The 16970-nt window shown below is 71.8% G+C and carries 17 protein-coding genes and 2 pseudogenes; 10 read left to right on the forward strand and 9 right to left on the reverse strand.

The genetic code is table 11. The features are described from left to right. Positions 1 to 17: 17 nt before the first annotated feature. The 4 genes from ACGFIW_RS03165 to ACGFIW_RS03180 form a co-directional block, all read right to left on the reverse strand. The gene (locus ACGFIW_RS03165; RefSeq protein WP_393310670.1) at positions 18 to 2078 is read right to left on the reverse strand and encodes a 3-hydroxyacyl-CoA dehydrogenase NAD-binding domain-containing protein; all 2061 of its coding nucleotides are present in this window, start codon (positions 2076 to 2078) and stop codon (positions 18 to 20) included. Further along, on the reverse strand, positions 2075 to 3271 hold the full coding sequence (locus ACGFIW_RS03170; protein ID WP_393310671.1) for a thiolase family protein: 1197 nt from the start codon (positions 3269 to 3271) through the stop codon (positions 2075 to 2077). The genes ACGFIW_RS03165 and ACGFIW_RS03170 overlap by 4 nt, the downstream gene beginning before the upstream one ends. Before the next feature lie 235 nt (positions 3272 to 3506). Continuing rightward, entirely contained in the window at positions 3507 to 4826 is a 1320-nt protein-coding gene (locus ACGFIW_RS03175; protein ID WP_393310672.1) for a ribonuclease D, read from the reverse strand. A gap of 95 nt (positions 4827 to 4921) precedes the next feature. Beyond that, complete coding sequence (locus ACGFIW_RS03180) at positions 4922 to 5494, reverse strand: DUF3000 domain-containing protein (RefSeq protein WP_393310673.1); 573 nt, start codon at positions 5492 to 5494, stop codon at positions 4922 to 4924. 137 nt (positions 5495 to 5631) lie between these two features. On the opposite strand from ACGFIW_RS03180, the gene hemE reads away from it, so the two are divergent. From hemE to hemQ, 3 genes are read left to right on the forward strand one after another with little or no spacing between them, the layout of a single operon-like run. Beyond that, positions 5632 to 6729 (forward strand): uroporphyrinogen decarboxylase, encoded by a 1098-nt coding sequence (hemE, locus tag ACGFIW_RS03185; RefSeq protein ID WP_393310674.1) that lies wholly within the window; start codon positions 5632 to 5634, stop codon positions 6727 to 6729. Between the two features lie 7 nt (positions 6730 to 6736). Next, entirely contained in the window at positions 6737 to 8146 is a 1410-nt protein-coding gene (gene hemG, locus ACGFIW_RS03190; protein ID WP_393310675.1) for a protoporphyrinogen oxidase, read from the forward strand. Beyond that, entirely contained in the window at positions 8143 to 8844 is a 702-nt protein-coding gene (gene hemQ, locus ACGFIW_RS03195; RefSeq protein ID WP_393310676.1) for a hydrogen peroxide-dependent heme synthase, read from the forward strand. Before hemG ends, hemQ begins: the two co-directional genes overlap by 4 nt. Before the next feature lie 58 nt (positions 8845 to 8902). Here the strand turns inward: hemQ and ACGFIW_RS03200 are convergent, their stop codons facing one another. The 4 genes from ACGFIW_RS03200 to ACGFIW_RS03215 all read right to left on the reverse strand — a co-directional run bounded on the left by ACGFIW_RS03200 (position 8903) and on the right by ACGFIW_RS03215 (position 12014). After that, positions 8903 to 10009 (reverse strand): lytic polysaccharide monooxygenase, encoded by a 1107-nt coding sequence (locus ACGFIW_RS03200; protein WP_393310677.1) that lies wholly within the window; start codon positions 10007 to 10009, stop codon positions 8903 to 8905. Positions 10010 to 10118: 109 nt separating this feature from the next. Continuing rightward, positions 10119 to 10574 carry a GNAT family N-acetyltransferase gene (locus tag ACGFIW_RS03205; RefSeq protein ID WP_393310678.1) on the reverse strand — a complete coding sequence of 152 codons (456 nt, stop codon included), beginning with the start codon at positions 10572 to 10574 and terminating at the stop codon, positions 10119 to 10121. Between the two features lie 24 nt (positions 10575 to 10598). Then, complete coding sequence (locus tag ACGFIW_RS03210) at positions 10599 to 11543, reverse strand: DMT family transporter (protein WP_393310679.1); 945 nt, start codon at positions 11541 to 11543, stop codon at positions 10599 to 10601. A 210-nt stretch (positions 11544 to 11753) separates the two neighbouring features. Continuing rightward, entirely contained in the window at positions 11754 to 12014 is a 261-nt protein-coding gene (locus tag ACGFIW_RS03215; protein WP_393310680.1) for a Prokaryotic metallothionein, read from the reverse strand. Between the two features lie 156 nt (positions 12015 to 12170). Here ACGFIW_RS03215 and ACGFIW_RS03220 point away from each other — a divergent pair, with 156 nt between their 5' ends. From ACGFIW_RS03220 to ACGFIW_RS03230, 3 genes and pseudogenes are all read left to right on the forward strand, one after another. Next, positions 12171 to 12446: an isoamylase early set domain-containing protein gene (locus ACGFIW_RS03220; protein WP_393310681.1), complete on the forward strand. Its 276-nt coding sequence runs from the start codon at positions 12171 to 12173 to the stop codon at positions 12444 to 12446. 111 nt (positions 12447 to 12557) lie between these two features. After that, positions 12558 to 13307 carry a lytic polysaccharide monooxygenase gene (locus ACGFIW_RS03225; RefSeq protein WP_393310682.1) on the forward strand — a complete coding sequence of 250 codons (750 nt, stop codon included), beginning with the start codon at positions 12558 to 12560 and terminating at the stop codon, positions 13305 to 13307. Between the two features lie 263 nt (positions 13308 to 13570). Then, positions 13571 to 13897: pseudogene (locus ACGFIW_RS03230) on the forward strand (DUF305 domain-containing protein); the annotation flags it as partial. An 80-nt stretch (positions 13898 to 13977) separates the two neighbouring features. Here the strand turns inward: ACGFIW_RS03230 and msrB are convergent. Beyond that, complete coding sequence (msrB, locus tag ACGFIW_RS03235; RefSeq protein ID WP_357408085.1) at positions 13978 to 14382, reverse strand: peptide-methionine (R)-S-oxide reductase MsrB; 405 nt, start codon at positions 14380 to 14382, stop codon at positions 13978 to 13980. A gap of 47 nt (positions 14383 to 14429) precedes the next feature. Between msrB and ligD the strand changes: the two genes are divergently transcribed. The 4 genes and pseudogenes from ligD (at position 14430) to cutA (ending at position 16951) form a co-directional block, all read left to right on the forward strand. Further along, the gene (gene ligD, locus ACGFIW_RS03240; RefSeq protein ID WP_393310683.1) at positions 14430 to 15467 is read left to right on the forward strand and encodes a non-homologous end-joining DNA ligase; all 1038 of its coding nucleotides are present in this window, start codon (positions 14430 to 14432) and stop codon (positions 15465 to 15467) included. 466 nt (positions 15468 to 15933) lie between these two features. Continuing rightward, positions 15934 to 16323, forward strand: a pseudogene (locus ACGFIW_RS03245) (Scr1 family TA system antitoxin-like transcriptional regulator); the annotation flags it as partial. Next, on the forward strand, positions 16316 to 16507 hold the full coding sequence (locus tag ACGFIW_RS03250) for a DUF397 domain-containing protein (protein ID WP_393310684.1): 192 nt from the start codon (positions 16316 to 16318) through the stop codon (positions 16505 to 16507). The pseudogene ACGFIW_RS03245 and the gene ACGFIW_RS03250, both read left to right, overlap by 8 nt. 120 nt (positions 16508 to 16627) lie before the next feature. After that, complete coding sequence (gene cutA / locus ACGFIW_RS03255; RefSeq protein WP_393310685.1) at positions 16628 to 16951, forward strand: divalent-cation tolerance protein CutA; 324 nt, start codon at positions 16628 to 16630, stop codon at positions 16949 to 16951. The last annotated feature ends 19 nt before the right edge of the window (positions 16952 to 16970 follow it).

A 16970-nucleotide genomic window follows, 5' to 3' on the forward strand; every position in this document is an offset into this window, starting at 1 on the left:
CCGCGACGGTGATCCGCTCAGGCGGGCAGGCTCGCCGCCCCGCGCGGCAGGAACCGCTGACCGGTGACCCGCTCGGAGGTGCCGGTCCGATCCAGGTACGGCGTCACGCCACCCAGGTGGAACGGCCATCCGGCGCCCAGGATCATGCACAGGTCGATGTCCTGCGCCTCGGCGACCACGCCCTCGTCCAGCATCAGCCGGATCTCCTGCGCGAGCGCGTCGAGCGCGTTCTGGCGTACCTGCTCGGCGGTCAGCGGCTGGTCACCGACGACGAGCAGCCTGGCCACCTCGTCGTTGACCTGGTCGTCGACCACGATCGGCCGACCCGAGTCGGCGATCCGCCTGAGGTTGTCGCTCACGCCGAACCGGTCCGGGTACGCCGCGTGCAGGGTGCCACCCACGTGGTACGCGACGGCTGGCCCGACCAGCTGGAGCAGGGCGAGCGGGCGCATCGGCAGGCCCAGCGGGTCCAGCGCGCTGTTCGCCACGTCGAGCGGGGTGCCGGCGTCCACGGCGGCGAAGACGGTGCCCAGGAAACGGGTGAGCAGCCGGTTCACCACGAACGCCGGGGCGTCCTTGACCAGCACGCTCGACTTCTTGAGCTGCTTGCCGACCGCGAACGCGGTGGCCAGGGTGGCATCGTCGGTGCGCTCGCCCCGGACGATCTCCAGCAGCGGCAGCACCGCCACCGGGTTGAAGAAGTGGAAGCCGACGACCCGCTCCGGGTGCTCCAACTCGGCGGCCATCTCGGTGATCGACAGCGAGCTGGTGTTGGTGGCGAGCACCGCCTCCGGGGAGACGATCTTCTCCAGTTCGGCCCAGACCTGCTTCTTGACGCCCAGGTCCTCGAATACCGCCTCGATGACGAAGTCGGCGTCGGCGAAGGCGCTCTTGTCGACAGTGCCGCTGACCAGGCCGTACAGCTTGGCGGCGGTGCCCTTGTCCATCCGGCCCTTGGTGACGGCCTTCTCGATCTGGGTGTGCACGTAGCCGACGCCCTTGTCCACCCGGGACTGGTCCAGGTCGCTCATGACGACCGGCACCTGGAGGCGGCGGGCGAACAGCAGCGCCAACTGGCTGGCCATCAGGCCGGCGCCGACGATGCCGACCTTGGTGATCGTGCGGGCCAGGCCCTTGTCCGGTGCGCCGGCCGGCCGCTTGGCCCGCCGCTGCACCAGGTCGAAGGCGTACAGGCCGCTGCGCAGTTCCTCGGAGAAGACCAGGTCCGCGAGGGCCTCGTCCTCGGCGGCGGTGCCGGCGGCGAAGTCGCCGTCCTTGGCCGTCTCCAGCAGATCCAGTGCCTTGTACGCGGCCGGGACCGCGCCGTGCAACCGCTGGTTCAGCGTCTCCCGGGCGAAGTAGAGCACGCCCGCCCACATGTCCTTGTCGACCTCGGGTCGGGTGACCGTCACCCGACCGCGCACCACGTCGGCCGCCCACTCCAGGGAACGCTCCAGGAAGTCGGCAGGCTCCAGCAGGATGTCCGCGATGCCCAGCTCGGCGGCCTGCTTCGGCTTGAGCATCTTGTTCTGCATCAGCGGGTTCTGGATGATCACCTGGGTCGCGGCGGGGATGCCGATCAGGTTCGGTAGCAGTTGGGTGCCGCCCCAGCCGGGCACCAGGCCGAGGGAGACCTCGGGCAGCGCGAGGGCCGCCGCACCACCGGAGAGCGTCCGGTAGTGGCAGTGCAGCGCCAACTCCAGGCCGCCGCCCATCGCCGCGCCGTTGACGAACGCGAAGGTGGGGACCGTGCTGTCCTTCAGCCGGGCGAAGACCCGGTGGCCGAGGCGGCCGATCTCCAGCGCCTGCGCGCGGTCGGCGAGCTGTGGCAGGCCCAGGATGTCCGCGCCCACGCAGAAGACGTACGGCTTGCCGGTGACCGCGATGAACGCCGGGTCGGCGGCGAGCGCGGCGGTGATCGCCTCGTCCAGGCTGGCCAGTCCGCCCGGGCCGAAGGTGTTCGGCTTGGTGTGGTCGAAGCCGTTGTCCAGGGTGATCAGGGCGGCGGGCCGGTCCAGCCCGGGCACGTTCACCGAGCGCAGCAGCGCCTTGGTGACGACCTCGTTCGGTGCCTTCACTTGTCGCCCTCCGTCCAGTGCGGGTTCTCCCAGATGACCGTGCCGCCCATACCGATGCCGATGCACATCGCGGTGACGCCGTAGCGGACCTCGGGGTGCTCGGCGAACTGCCGGGCGAGCTGGGTCATCAGCCGCACACCCGACGACGCGAGGGGGTGGCCGATGGCGATCGCGCCGCCCCACGGGTTGACCCGGGGGTCGTCGTCGGCGATGCCGAAGTGGTCGAGGAAGGCGAGCACCTGCACGGCGAACGCCTCGTTCAGCTCGAACAGGCCGATGTCGTCGATGCTGAGCCCGGCGAGGCGCAGCGCCTTCTCCGTGGACGGGATCGGGCCGATGCCCATCACCTCCGGCTCCACGCCGACGAAGCCGAACGACACCAGCCGCATGGCGATCGGCAGGCCCAGCTCGCGGGCGGTGGCCTCGTCGGCGAGCAGGCTCGCGGTGGCACCGTCGTTGAGGCCGGCCGCGTTGCCTGCGGTGACCTTGCCGTGCGGGCGGAACGGGGTCTTCAGGGTGGCGAGCTTCTCCAGCGAGGTGTCCCGTGGGGCCTCGTCCACGGTGGCCAGACCCCAACCGCCCTCCGCGTCCCGGATGGACATCGGCACCAGGTCGTCCTGGAGCTTGCCGTTGGCGTACGCCTTCGCGGTCTTCTGCTGCGAGGCGAGCGCGAACGCGTCGGTACGCGCCTTGGTGATGTGCGGGACCCGGTCGTGCAGGTTCTCCGCGGTGGCACCCATGACCAGCGCCGACGGGTCGACAAGCTTCTCCGCGATGATGCGCGGGTTGGGGTCGACACCCTCACCCATCGGGTGGTGTCCCATGTGCTCGACGCCACCGGCGATGGCGACGTCGTACGCGCCCATGGCGATGCCGCTGGCCACGGTGGTGACCGCGGTCATCGCACCGGCGCACATCCGGTCGATGGCGAAGCCGGGAACGGTCTTGGGCAGACCGGCCAGCAGGGCGGCGGTGCGGCCGATGGTCAGGCCCTGGTCGCCGATCTGGGTGGTGGCCGCGACGGCGACCTCCTCGACCCGCTCCGGAGGAAGCTGCGGGTTGCGCCGCAGCAGCTCACGGATGCAGCGGATCACCAGGTCGTCGGCGCGGGTGTTGGCGTACATGCCACCCGCCTTGCCGAACGGGGTACGGACACCGTCGACAAAGACGACATCCCGAACTTCACGGGGCACTTGAGCCTCCTATTCGACCGTGATGCGGCCTTCGTGCAAAGCGGCACGTCGGACCGGACAAGGGTCGCCGACACGGGCACGTTCCCCCGAATGCTACTCGCCAGTAACCATCCCGCGTCGACCCCCGCCTGTGGCCCACCCCACACCCCGCCCGTCCCTGCTCTTGTGATCATGAGGTTGGCCGGACTGTGGATCTCCACAAAGCCCGTCAACCTCATGATCAACCAAAGCGGGGTCAGGGGGTGGGGTTGAGGGCTTCGGTTAGGTCGGGGGTCAGGAGGCCGATCTGCCATTCGCGGGCGTTGAGGCCGCGCAGGGTTTCCGCGACCGCGTCCTCGGTGAGCTCCTCCGGCGGGGTCCAGGCCAGTCGGCGGATCGAATCCGGGGTGATCAGGTTTTCCGGCGGCAGGTTGTGCTCACCGGAGATGCGGATCACCACCTCCCGGCACCGGGCCAGCCGGCCAGCCGCCACCGGATCCCGTTCGGCCCAACGGTGCGGAGGTGGCGGGCCCTCCACGGTCGGGGAGACCGGCAGCGAGTCGTCCGGCAACTGTCGGGCGTCGTCGAGCGCGGCGAGCCAGGTGCGGGCCAACCGCCGGACCGACCGACCGCCGAAACCGGGCAGGGTCAGCAGGGTCTTCTCGTCCTTCGGGTCCAACTCGGCCGCGGCGATGATCGCCGAGTCGGGCAGCACCCGACCGGGCGCGGCGTCCCGCCGGGCCGCGATCTGGTCCCGGGCGTACCACATCGAGCGGACCCGGGCCTGGGCCCGCGCCCCGCGCAGCCGGTGGATGCCGGAGGTGCGCCGCCAGGGCTCCGCGCGGACCCGCGGCGGGCGCGCGCCGGTGCGGACCAGCGCGGCGAACTCCTCCGCGGCCCAGGCCGACTTGCCCTGCCGGGTCAGCTCGGCGTCCAGTGCGTCGCGGAGGTCGGTGAGCATCTCCACGTCGAGAGCGGCGTAGGTCAGCCACGACTCGGGCAGCGGTCGGCTCGACCAGTCGGCGGCCGAGTGGTGCTTCTCCAGGGTGAACCCGAGCAACTGCTCGGTCAGCGCGGCCAGCCCGACCCGCTCGAACCCCGCCAGCCGGGCGGCCAGTTCCGTGTCGAACAACCGGCGCGGGCGCAACCCCACCTCGGCCAGGCAGGGCAGATCCTGGCTGGCCGCGTGCAGCACCCACTCGGCATCCCCGATCGCCGCGTCCAGCGCACTGAGGTCCGGCAGCGGCAGCGGGTCGATCAGCGCCGTGCCCGCACCGGCCCGGCGCAGTTGCACCAGGTACGCGCGCTGGCTGTAGCGGTAGCCGGAGGCGCGTTCGGCGTCCAGGGCGACGGGGCCGCTGCCCGCCGCGAAGCGGGCCACGACCTCGGCGAGCTCGGCCGGAGTGGCCACCGGCTCGGGGGTGCCGTCACGCGGTGCGGTAAGCGGAACGGGCCCACCGTCGGTCGGGTCGACCCCGTCGCCCGCCGGCTGCGGCTGGGCCGACGGCGGTTGCTGGGGTGCGGTTCCCGGGAGTGCTTCGGTGGGCCGACGGCGCAGGGGTGGTTCGTCGGTCACCTGCCAACCCTAGTGCGCGCGATGATCCGGCGTGTGCAGCCGGTCCGGCGCGTGTCGGTCAGGTGTCCGCGAAGTGTCCGTGCGGGCGCCGGCCATCAGGCCGCGCCGGCGGGGCGGCGGTCGGAGAGCGCGGTGACGCCGGGTGGGGGGAGGCCGGCGGTGGAGGCGAGCAGGGCGCACCAGCCGAGCAGGTGCGGGGTCAGCTCGTCGTCGACAGGCGTCCAGGAGGCGCGGATCTCGATGTCGCCCACTGTCGGTGGGCCGGCCAGGTCACCGAACCGGGTCGACATGGTCTGCGTCACCGTCCCACCGATCGCCCGGTGGCCGGCGTCCTGGGCGTCCAGCGCGTCGGTCAGCCACGTCCAGCCGACGCCGGGCAGCAGCGGGTCGGCGGCCAGGTCGACCTCCAACTCGGCGGTCACGTAGGTGACCAACCGCAGGGTGCCCTGCCACGCCTCGTGGCCGACCGGGTCGTGCAGCAGGATCAACCGGCCGGTCGCCACCTCGTCGCCGTCGCGCAGGACCGTCGCGGAGAGCGCGAACGCGTACGGCGCCAACCGCTGGGGGGCACCGACCTCCTCCAGCGCGATCTCCGGCCGGGGGGTCGCCGATCGCAGCCCGGCGACCGCGCGGGCGAACGTCTCCGGGAGCGCGATCGGGGGGGCCATGTCGGCAGCCTATGCCGCAGTCGGTCCCCGGCTTCGACGGCGCGCCGACACCCGTGCCCCACCGGGACCCACGGGGAAGTCGCTCGTCCTTTCACCCCAGGTGGGGTGGGGGTGGTGGGCGTGGCACGATTGCGGCGATGACCACGGACACCACGGGCTCTGTCGCCCGAGACGGAGACCCCCGCCCCGGCGGACCAGCCGACTCGCCCTTCGTCAGGGCCTGCCGACGACGGCCCGGCCCGCACACCCCGGTCTGGTTCATGCGCCAGGCCGGCCGCTCGCTGCCGGAATACCGGGAGATCCGGGCGACGGTGCCGATGCTGGAGTCCTGCCGCCGCCCGGAGCTGGTCACCGAGATCACGCTCCAGCCGGTGCGCCGGCACGGAGTGGACGCGGCCATCCTGTTCAGCGACATCGTGGTGCCGGTCGCCGCGGCCGGCGTCGACCTGGACATCGTGCCGGGCACCGGCCCGGTGGTCGCCGAGCCGATCCGCACCGCCGCCGACGTCCAGCGGATCCGCCCGATCACCCGCGACGACGTCCCGTACGTGGACGAGGCCGTCCGGCAGTTGGTCGTCGAGCTGGGCGACACCCCACTCATCGGTTTCGCCGGTGCGCCGTTCACCCTGGCCAGCTACCTGGTCGAGGGCGGGCCGTCGCGCACCCACGCGAAGACCAAGGCCCTGATGTACGGCAACCCCGAGCTGTGGCACGCGCTCTGCGGCCGGCTGGCCGAGGTGACGCTTGCCTTCCTGCGGGTGCAGATCGAGGCCGGGGTCTCCGCCGTGCAACTGTTCGACTCGTGGGCCGGCGCGCTCTCCGAGGCGGACTACCGCCGTTACGTGCTGCCGCACTCGACGGCGGTGCTGGGCGGGCTGGTCCACGCCGGGGTGCCGCGGATCCACTTCGGGGTGGGCACCGCCGAGCTGCTCGGCGCGATGGGCGAGGCCGGCGCGGACGTGGTCGGCGTCGACTGGCGTACCCCGCTGGACGTGGCCACCCAGCGGATCGGCCCGGACCGGGCGGTGCAGGGCAACCTGGACCCGACAGTGTTGCTCGCGCCATGGCCGGTGGTGGAGGCCGAGGTGCGCCGCATCCTGGAGCAGGGCCGCGCGGCCCCCGGGCACGTGTTCAACCTCGGCCACGGTGTGCTGCCGGAGACCGACCCGGAGGTGCTGACCCGGGTGGTCGCGCTGGTGCACGAGCTGTCCAGCCGCCGGGCCGACCAGGGCTGAGGCGGCAATGCGGCAGCCCTGGCGGGTGGCGGTGGTCGGCGGCGGGATCGCCGGGCTGGCCGCCGCGGTCCGGTTGCGCGAACGCGCGCCGGCCGGCACCGAGATCACGGTGTACGAGCAGTCCGGCGCACTGGGCGGCAAGCTGCGTACCGGGGAGTTGGCCGGCCAGCCGGTGGAGTTCGGCGCCGAGTCGTTCCTGCTGCGCGACCCGGCCGGGGGTGAGTCCGCGGCGGTGGCCCTGATCCGGCGACTCGGGTTGGCCGACAAGATCGTGCACCCGACGGTGGGGCAGGCCGCGCTGGTGATCGACGCTGGGCTGCGCCCCATCCCGGGCGGCACGCTGGTGGGCGTACCCGGGGATCTGGCCCGGGTGACGTCTGTCGCCCGGCCGGTCGCGGACGCCGACCCCGACGACGGGCGGCCGCTTGTCGGGCCGGACGCGGACGTCTCGGTGGGCGCGTTGGTCCGGTCCCGCTTCGGTGACGAGGTGGTCGAGCGACTCGTCGACCCGATGCTGGGTGGCGTGTACGCGGGCCGCGCCGACGATCTCTCGCTGGTCACGACGATGCCGGCGCTGGCCCGCGCGGCCCGGGTGGAGCACACCCTGACCGGCGCGGTCCGGGCCGCGCAGGCCGCCGCGCCGCGTGCTCCCGGCACCCCGGTCTTCGGCACGCTGGTCGGTGGGCTCACCACCCTGGTCGAGGCGGCGACGACGGCCAGCGGTGCGACGGTCCGGCGAAACGCCGCCGTCCGCGAGCTGACCCCGGCCGGCACGGGCTGGCGGCTCACCGTTGGCCCGACCCGCGATCCCGCGCTCGTCGACGTGGACGCCGTGGTGCTGGCGGTGCCGGCGCGACCGGCGGCCCGGCTGCTCGCCGACCCGGCCCCGGCGGTCGCGACGGGCGTCGGTGCGCTGGACTACGCGAGCGTCGCGCTCGTGACCCTGGCGCTGCCCCAACCACACCTGCCTGAGTTGTCCGGCTTCCTGGTGCCCAGCACCGAGGGTTTGTTGATCAAGGCGGCGACCTTCTTCACCACCAAGTGGGGGCACCTGCGCCGGCCGGACGGGTTGGCGTTGGTACGCGCCTCGGTGGGCCGCTACGGCGAGGAGGCGCACCTGCAACGCCCCGACGCGGACCTGGCGGCCACCGTGCACCGGGAGCTGTCGGCGGTGCTCGGCACCCCGCTGCCCGCCCCGGTCGACGGGCACGTGCAGCGGTGGGGCGGTGCGCTGCCGCAGTACGCCCCGGGGCACGCCGACCGGCTCGCCGCCGCGCGGGCGGCGTTGCGGGCCGCGCACCCCACAGTCACCCTCGCCGGCGCCGGTTACGACGGCGTCGGTATCCCGGTCTGCGTCCGCTCCGGCGAGACGGCGGCCGACGAGATCATCACAGCACTGGGAGGATCGGCGAGATGACCGAGCAGACCAACGCGGCCCGCCTGCGGGAGCTCAACGACAGCATCCGCTACACGATGTGGTCGGTGTTCCGGGCCAGCGCCCCGCTGCCGTCCCTGCGGGACAACGTCACCGGCGAGGTCGTGGCCCTCTTCGACGAGCTGGCCGGCAAGGACGTGGTGGTCCGGGGCGTGTACGACGTCTCCGGTCTGCGCGCCGACGCGGACGTGATGATCTGGTGGCACTCCGCGTCCCCCGACGCGCTCCAGGACGCGTACCTGCGGTTCCGCCGCACCACGCTGGGCCGGGCGCTGACCCCGGTCTGGTCGCAGATGGCGCTGCACCGGCCGGCCGAGTTCAACAAGAGCCACATCCCGGCGTTCCTGGCCGGCGAGGAGGCCCGCCCCTACATCTGCGTGTACCCGTTCGTCCGCTCCTACGAGTGGTATCTGCTGCCCGACGCCGAGCGGAGGGAGATGCTGGCCGAGCACGGCAAGATGGCCCGCGGCTACCCGGACGTCCGCGCCAACACCGTCGCCTCGTTCGCGCTTGGTGACTACGAGTGGATGCTCGCCTTCGAGGCCGACGAGCTGCACCGGATCGTGGACCTGATGCGGGATCTGCGCGCCTCCGGCGCCCGCCGGCACGTCCGCGAGGAGGTCCCCTTCTACACGGGCCGCCGCCGCTCGGTCGCCGAGATCGTCAACTGCCTGGTCTGACCCCCGCCGCCCGCCGGCCGGTGCCGCACCCCCGCCCGGGTGCGGCACCGGACGGAGGTCAACTGGTCGACGTGCAGGAGACCAGCGGAACCGGGTTGCTGCCGTTCCACGAGCCGAGGAAACCGAACGTGGTGCTCGCGCCGGCGGCGAGTGTGCCGTTGTGGTTGACGTTGCGTGCGGTGACCAGCGAGCCGTTGGTGCTGACCGTGGCGTTCCACGACGAGGTGACCTGCTGGCCGTTGTTGTAGTTCCAGCTCACCGACCAGCCCTTGGTGGGCGAGCCGCCCGCGCTGACCTTCACCTCGGCCTGGAAGCCGCCGGCCCACTGGCTGGTGACCTGGTACGTCGCCGTGCAGGCCCCGGCCGGCGGTGGCGTGCTGGTGTTCGGCGGCGGCGTGGTCGGTGGGGGTGTGGTGGGCGGCGGGGTCGTCGGCGGCGGCGTGGTCGGCGGCGGGGTGCTCGTGCCTCCGCCGAAGGTGACGTCGCTGCACAGGTAGTACGACTGGTCGAAGTGGCTGGCCTGCCAGACGGTGTAGACGATGTGCCGTCCGGTGCGCCCGGGCGCGTTCACCGGGATCTGGATGGAGACGCCACCGGTGTCCGGGTTCCACTGCGAGGCCGGGGTGTTGCCGATCTGACCGGCCAACTCCAGGTCGTCCCAGCCGAGCGGCTCGGTGAGCGCGTCGAAGCCCTGCTTGGTCACGTACACCCGGATGTAGTCGGCGCCGTGACTGGCCCCGTCGAAGAAGCGAAGCCGGAAGTTGTTCGACACCGCTGTGGTCTTCCACGCGCCGATGGTGTCCAGCGCGTTGTAGCGACCGTTCTGGGTGCGACCGCCGCTGCACAGCTGGCCGTTGGGGACGGCGGCCTGGTGGTTGCCGCCCACACCCTCACGGAACAGGCCGTTCCAGTTCCACATGGCCTGCGGGTCGGCCTGCCAGGCCTGCCAGCACATCGGGTCCTCGGTGGCCATCCGGGGGTTCTGGAACTCGGCGCCCCACCGTTGCCAACAGCTGTAGTTGCGCGAGGCCGGGTCGACGACCGACCCGTGCGCGGAGGCGGGCTGGGACTGCATGGTGTTTATCGCGGTCGTCAACAGAAGCGTGCTGGTCGCCACGATGGCGAACAACCAGAGCACGCGTCGAGATCGGGTGAGAGTGGACATGGAGCCCCCGGGGGGATGAGGTCGGTCGGACGACGGCACCCGGATCGACGGGAGCTGCCCACTCCCGTGCCCACTCGCTGGCTCACCCCGAACGATGCCAGGCTGATCGTCAGCCGTCAATGGCCTCGCGCCGCATCGGGGTGTGGGGGATGCCGTCCTCGACGTACTCCGGGCCGCTTACCGCGAAGCCGTGCCGGGTGTAGAACGCGACCAGGTGCGACTGGGCGTCCAGCACGCAGGGCCGGTTGCCCACCACCTCCAGTGCCGCGGTCATCAGCCGGCCGGCGTGTCCGCCGCCGCGCGCCGCCGGGGCCACCACCACCCGACCGATCCGGGCGGCGCCGTCCGGATCGGCCAGGATTCGCAGGTACGCCAGCGGCGCGCCGCCGTCGGTGAGCCAGAGATGCCGGGTGCCCGGCTCCACGTCGCGTCCGTCGAGTTCCGGGTACGGGCAGTCCTGCTCGACCACGAACACGTCGATGCGCAGTTTGAGCAGGTCGTGGAAGGTGCGGACGTTCAGGTCGGCGAAGGACGCCGTCCGGATCTCGGTGGTCTGCTGGGGCATCCACCGATGGTAGGTCGGGCCGGTCTACCTGGTGTCGTCCCGGTCGGGTGCGAGGTAGGTGGCGGCCACGGCGGTGAGCAGCAGGACACCGCCGACGCTGACCGGCAGCGGGACCGGCTCGTGCAGCAGGGCCACCGCCAGTGCCGCGGCGGTGAGCGGTTCGAGCAGGGTCAGCACGGCGGCGACGCTGCCCGGGGTCGTGCGCAGGCCGGCGTAGAACAACGCGTACGCCACCGCGGTGGTGACCACGCCGAGGTGCAGCAGCAGTGCCACGGTGTCCAGGCGTACCGGCACGCTGGCCCCGGCGACCAGGGCGAACGGCGCCAGGGTCAACGCACCGACCACCGTGGAGATGGTGGTCAACGTCATCGGCGCGGTGCGCTGCGACACCTCCCGGCTGATCAGGGTGGTCACCGCGTACCCCAGGCCGGAGCCGGCCGCGGCGAGCAGGCCGAGCAGTGGGGCGGGCGCCGCCACGCTGGGGTCTGCCGTGGCGCCGGTGATCAGGGCGAGGCCGGCCACGGCCGTGACGAGCGTGCCGAGGCGCAGCGGGCCGGGGATCCGTCGGGCGCGCACCGACTCCCAGGTCGCGGCGAGCACCGGGGCCAGGCCCAGGCTGACGACGGTGGCGACGCTGACGCCGGCCCAGGCCACGGCCGCGAAGTAGAGCGCCTGGTAGAGGCCGAGGCCGATGCCGGTGAGCAGCAGCGGTACGGGTGCCGCGCGCAGGGCGGACAGGATCGTGCCGAGCCGACCGGCGGTGCACGCCAGCAGCACGAGCACGGCGATCGCGAGTCGGTGGAAACCGATGCTCACCGGGCTGAGCCCGGTGCTGTCACGCAGGAGTTGCACCGCCACGCCGGTGGTGCCCCACAGCACGCCGGTGACGGTGATCTGGATCAGGCCGGTGCGGGCCGGGCGGGCGGTCGTGGCCGGGGCGGCCGGCGGCACGGTACGGGAGAGGGACACGGATGCGCTCCGAAGGGTGAGCCGTTGACGGGGACGACGTCGACGGAGCGCGTACGGCAGGGGGCCGAGCCGGGTCGATTACCCGGTCGGCGAAGGCGCGGCGCTCCGTTCAGGAGCGCGGCGGGGGAAGAACACCCAGCGGTGGCCGCATGGCGACGACCGTAGCGCAGAATCGCGCCCGGGTGGGGCGCGGCCTCCGGCCGGCGGCGGTCAGGCGGGGCGTGCGCCGACGGCGTCGCGGATCTCGGCACCCTCGGCGCCCTCGACCGCTCGGGCGCAGTGCCCACAGCAGAAGAAGCGGCCGTTGACCTCGACGCCATGCCCAGCGATCTTGACTTGGCAGTGCTCGCAGATCGGGGCCATCCGGTGGATCGCGCACTCGAAGGAGTCGAAGGTGTGCACGTCACCGCTGACGGTGTGCACCTCGAACGCCATCCAGTAGTCGTTGCCGCAGACCTCGCAGGTGGCCATGACCAACCTCCCTCATTGTGACGTTTCGCCCCAGAATGCCGGAAATCCGGACGTGTGCGGACCGAAATGCCGCTCTCTGGCGGCCCGGGCGGCGTGTCGGCTCCGGCGTGTTGTCCGTTGTGTCGGGTGAACCGCCGCAACCCCCGGAGGGTCACAGTGATCAAGCGCAACAAGCTCTTCGGCAACCAGACCCGGGTGACCTTCTGCCTGCCCCGGGACGCCCCGCCCGGCCCGGTGAGCGTCGTCGGCTCCTTCAACGGGTGGGAGCCGGGCCGACACGAGTTGGTGATCCGCCGCGACGGCATGCGGACGGTCACCGTGAAGCTCCCGCCGGGGGAGTACGTCTTCCGCTACCTCGCCGCCGGCGGTGTCTGGTTGGACGACGAGTCGGCCGACCAGGTCGACGACCGGGGCAGCCTGCTCCGTCTCTGAGGAGAAAACTCGCCACCATCGATGGATTTATCGATCGGAGTCTTTACTGTTAACAATGTTTAAATTACGTTGAGGGGCACCCCACCGGACCCTGGAGAAGGAGCCGCCCCGATGCGTCGAAGAATCACCATCCCGCTGGTGGCGGCCGGTGCCGTCGCCGCCACCCTGACCGTCGCCGCTCCCGCGCAGGCGCACGGCTACGTCTCCGCACCGCCGAGCCGGCAGGCGCTCTGCGCGCAGGGCCGGGTGCCCGACTGCGGGCAGATCAAGTACGAGCCGCAGAGCGTCGAGGGGCCCAAGGGCCTGCGCACCTGCAACGCCAACATCGCCCAGTTCGCCGTCCTCAACGACGACAGCCGTGGCTGGCCGGCCACCACGGTCGGCAGTTCACTGACCTTCACCTGGGTGAACACCGCCCGCCACGCCACCAGCAACTGGGAGTACTGGATCGGCAACACCCGGGTCGGCGTGGTCAACGGCAACGGCCAGCAGCCGGGGGCGACCGTCTCACACACGGTGAATCTCGGCGGCTTCTCCGGGCGGCAGAAGATCCTCGCGGTGTGGAACATCTCCGACACCGCGAACGCCTTCTACTCCTGCGTCGACGTGCAGATCGGCGGCGGGTCGAACCCGAGCCCCACGCCGAGCGCCACACCCACCCCACGGCCCACCCCGACCACCACGCCAACCACCGCGCCGACCAGCACGCCCGCCCCGGGCGGCAGTTGGACGACGGGCCGAACGTACCAGGTCGGCGACCAGGTCACCTACGGCGGACAGACGTACCGCTGCCGGCAGGCGCACACGGCGATCCCCGGCTGGGAGCCGCCGAACGTACCGGCGCTCTGGCAACAGGTCTGACCCCACGGGTGCGGCCACCTGTCGCACCCGTGTCGCCGTCCCGCGTGAACGGAGCACCCGGCATGCCCCGTCGTACCCGTCTGGTGTCCCTCGTCGCCGCGCTGCTGCTCGCCGGCGGCTGCGGCGGGTCGCACCCGTCGAGCCCGCCGGTCGTGCCGCAACCGGCACCCGCGTCCCCGGCCGGACCGGCCGCGGCCGGGGGCACCGGGTCCGCGGTCGCGCCGGACGCGATGAGCGGGATCGACGTGGTCTTCCTGGGCATGATGGTCGGGCACAGCGAACGCACGCTACAGATCGTCGCGCTGGCCCGGGGCCGGGTGCGCGACGAGGCGCTGCGGACCCTGGCCGCCGCCATCGAGGCGACCGAGGCCGACGAACTGGCCGCGATGCGCGGCTGGCTGCCCACCGCCGGCCCGGGGGCCGGCGCGGGCGTACACCAGCACGAGGGTCACGGCGACGACGCCGCGCTCGACCGGCTGCGGACCGCGCCCGCCGCGGACGTCGACCGGGTGCTGCGCGACGTGCTCGCCGACCACCAGCGGGCCGCCGCCGACCTGGCCCGGGCCCAGGTCGGTGTCGGCCGAAACGCGCAGGTCCGCGACCTGGCCCGGCGGATCGAACAGTCCCGGACCGCCGAGGTCGACCTGCTCGGGGGGGTACGAAGCTCAGGTCAGCGGGGTTCCAGGCGGACCGAGATCGAGTTGACGCAGTGCCGGGTGTCCTTCGGGGTGAAACCCTCCCCGTGGAACACGTGCCCGAGGTGGCTGTCGCAGCGGGCGCAGCGGATCTCGGTGCGGGCCATGCCGAGGCTGCGGTCCTCGATCTCCTTCACCCGGCCCGGGATGGCATCGTCGAAACTCGGCCACCCGCAGTGCGAGTCGAACTTGGTGTCGCTGGAAAAGAGCTCAAGCCCGCAGGCGCGGCAGTGGTAGACACCCTGGGTCTTCGTGTCCACGTACTCGCCGACCCAGGGGCGTTCGGTGCCGGCCTCCCGCAGGACGTGGAACTCCTCGGGGGTCAACCGGACCCGCCACTCGTCTTCGGTGCGGGGCAGCTCGTTGTCGTCAAGACTCACCCGTCAACGGTACGTCGAACGTCGGGGGTGTGGCATAAGGTCGCGAGATGGCGGGCACCAAGGCAGCGGTCACCGAGGTCGAGGTGGCCGGGCACACCGTACGACTGAGCAGTCCCGACCGGGTGATCTTCCCCCAGCGGGGCTTCACCAAGGCGGACGTCTTCCACTACTACCTCGCGGTGGGCGACGGGATCATGCGGGCCCTGCGGGAGCGGCCCACCACGCTGCAACGCTTCCCCGAGGGCGTCGAGGGTGAGGCGTTCTTCCAGAAGCGGGTGCCCACCCGAGGGGTGCCACCCTGGGTGACGACCGCCCAGATCACCTTCCCCAGCGGTCGCAGCGCGGCGGAGCTGTGCCCGGCCGATCTGGCGCACGTGGCCTGGGCGGCGCAGATGGGCACGATCGTCCTGCACCCCTGGCCGGTGCGCGCCGCCGACGTCGACCGACCCGACGAGCTACGCATCGACCTCGACCCGCAGCCCGGCACCGACTTCGCCGACGCGGCGCGGGCCGCCGCGCAGGTCCGCGCGCTCCTCGACGAGCTGGGCGTGACCGGTTGGCCGAAAACGTCCGGCGGTCGCGGCGTGCACGTCTACCTGCGCATCCAGCCCCGCTGGACGTTCACCGAGGTGCGCCGGGCCACCATCGCGCTCGCCCGGGAGGTGGAGCGCCGCAACCCCGACCTGGTCACCACCGCCTGGTGGAAGGAGGAGCGCGGCAGTCGGGTCTTCGTCGACTTCAACCAGATGGCCCGGGACCGGACGATCGCCTGCGCGTACTCGCTGCGGGCCAACGCGCGGGCCACCGTCTCCACGCCGGTCACCTGGGACGAGCTGCCCGACGTCGACCCGGACGATTTCGACCTGCGCACCGTGCCGGCCCGGCTCGCCGAGCGCGGCGACCCGCACGCCGGCATCGACGACGCCCCGTGGGACATCACCCCGCTGTTGGAGTGGGCCGACCGCGACGCCGCCGCCGGCCAGGGCGACCTGCCGTACCCACCGGACCACCCGAAGATGCCCGGCGAGCCCAAGCGGGTGCAACCCAGCCGCGCCAAGCGCAAGCCCGACGACGAGATCGCCTGAGCCGGCGACGCTCGGTGCGGCTACGCGCGCTGGCTAGCGCGGCCGTCGTGGCCGGGCAGCAGGCTGGACGATCACGGTCGTAGGTGTGCCAGTCGAGCACACGGATGACCCGGAACCGGAACGGGTGCAGGAACTGAACGGAACAGGCCCGGGTTATCCGGAGTACGTCACCGGCGCGGGGGGTCATTGGTCTTTCCTGTCCCGCCACGTCCGCAGCGTTTCCCCGGTCTCTTTCAGCCGAGGGCAACCCTCGGGGTTGTCGCACTTGGTGCAGTGTTTCGATGGTGGAAGTCGACGACATAGCCGGCCATGATCACCGGGAATGGAGGCTCGGGCCGCCACTCCTCCGGCATCACGACTTGTCCCGCTCGGTCGTGTCTTCAGGTCGTCCAGCCCTCGGTTGTGCGACCGGGCCGGCAGCGAAAACCGTCTGTTCCCAATGGATCGAGTTCCCGTGCTGAGGATCCCAGCCCGGCACGTCCTGTCGGTGCACGGGCTGCTGTTCGAGGAAGCTCTACTACACAAAGACGTGCCCGGTATGCCGGCGCAGATAGACAAGCTTGTGCGGGCTAGTGATGCACGCAATGTGTCCATCAGGGTGCTGCCGCTGAACGGCGCGATCACTCAAGTCGTGGTGTCGGGCGGATTCGTCATCCTCGACTTTCCGACGAACGGGGCGAGGTCCGCCGAGCCGACGACTGTCTACAACGAGGGTCTTTCGGGTGCGCTCTACCTGGATCGAGTTGAAGAGGTCAGGACGTACGCGGAAGTTTGGAACGCCCTCACCGCTCAGGCGTTGAGCGTTGAGGAATCCCGGAAGCTGATGCAGGGAATCAAGGAGAGGCACCATGATTGATCTGACCGGCGCGGCCTGGCGCAAGAGCACCCGGAGCGGAGCACAGGGAAACTGTGTGGAGGTTGCCGACAACCTCCCGGGTGTCGTCGCTGTTCGGGACAGCAAGGATAAGGAGGGCCCCGCGTTGGCCTTCCTTCCGGTGACCTGGGGCGCGTTCGTCTCGCACATGAAGGCAGCCAAGTAGCCCGCTGAGGCTGCCTGGAACGACGGGAAACCCCCGACTCTCCCGCACAGGACAGGTCGGGGGTTTCTGGCACCTCGTTGTACGGGTCCCTGTACCCGTCACCCAGCTAGCCTTTGCGAGGTGAGTGACTACGTGCAGGTGTCCACCGCCGCCCCCACCCGGGCAGCGGCAGTGGAACTGGCCGAAGGCGCAACGGCGGCACGCTTGGCGGCAGGCGCGCAGGTAGCCGGGCCGGTGTCGTCGGTGTATTGGCACCTCGGCGAGCAGGGCACGAGCGAGGAGTGGCAGGTGCTGCTGTACACCACGACCGACAGGTACCCGCGATTGGAGGCGTACCTCATCGACGCCCACCCGTGGGAAAACCCTCAGGTCACCGCTACGGCGGTCGTTCACGCCTCGGCCGACTATCTGGCGTGGGTCAGGCGGACGGTCGAGGGCGGGTAGCCGCCTCGGCGGCCAAAGC

Origin of the sequence: Micromonospora sp. NPDC048935, assembly GCF_043197875.1 — a bacterium.
Lineage (GTDB): Bacteria > Actinomycetota > Actinomycetes > Mycobacteriales > Micromonosporaceae > Micromonospora.

Excerpts from the sequence above, each read along its gene's own strand:
- ACGFIW_RS03180 (WP_393310673.1), bottom strand. The coding sequence starts at position 5,494 with ATGGCCCCCCCGATCGCGCTCCCGGAGACGTTCGCCCGCGCGGTCGCC.
- hemE (WP_393310674.1), top strand. The coding sequence starts at position 5,632 with ATGACCACGGACACCACGGGCTCTGTCGCCCGAGACGGAGACCCCCGC.
- hemG (WP_393310675.1), top strand. The coding sequence starts at position 6,737 with ATGCGGCAGCCCTGGCGGGTGGCGGTGGTCGGCGGCGGGATCGCCGGG.
- hemQ (WP_393310676.1), top strand. The coding sequence starts at position 8,143 with ATGACCGAGCAGACCAACGCGGCCCGCCTGCGGGAGCTCAACGACAGC.
- ACGFIW_RS03200 (WP_393310677.1), bottom strand. The coding sequence starts at position 10,009 with ATGTCCACTCTCACCCGATCTCGACGCGTGCTCTGGTTGTTCGCCATC.
- ACGFIW_RS03205 (WP_393310678.1), bottom strand. The coding sequence starts at position 10,574 with ATGCCCCAGCAGACCACCGAGATCCGGACGGCGTCCTTCGCCGACCTG.
- ACGFIW_RS03215 (WP_393310680.1), bottom strand. The coding sequence starts at position 12,014 with ATGGCCACCTGCGAGGTCTGCGGCAACGACTACTGGATGGCGTTCGAG.
- ACGFIW_RS03225 (WP_393310682.1), top strand. The coding sequence starts at position 12,558 with ATGCGTCGAAGAATCACCATCCCGCTGGTGGCGGCCGGTGCCGTCGCC.
- ligD (WP_393310683.1), top strand. The coding sequence starts at position 14,430 with ATGGCGGGCACCAAGGCAGCGGTCACCGAGGTCGAGGTGGCCGGGCAC.
- ACGFIW_RS03250 (WP_393310684.1), top strand. The coding sequence starts at position 16,316 with ATGATTGATCTGACCGGCGCGGCCTGGCGCAAGAGCACCCGGAGCGGA.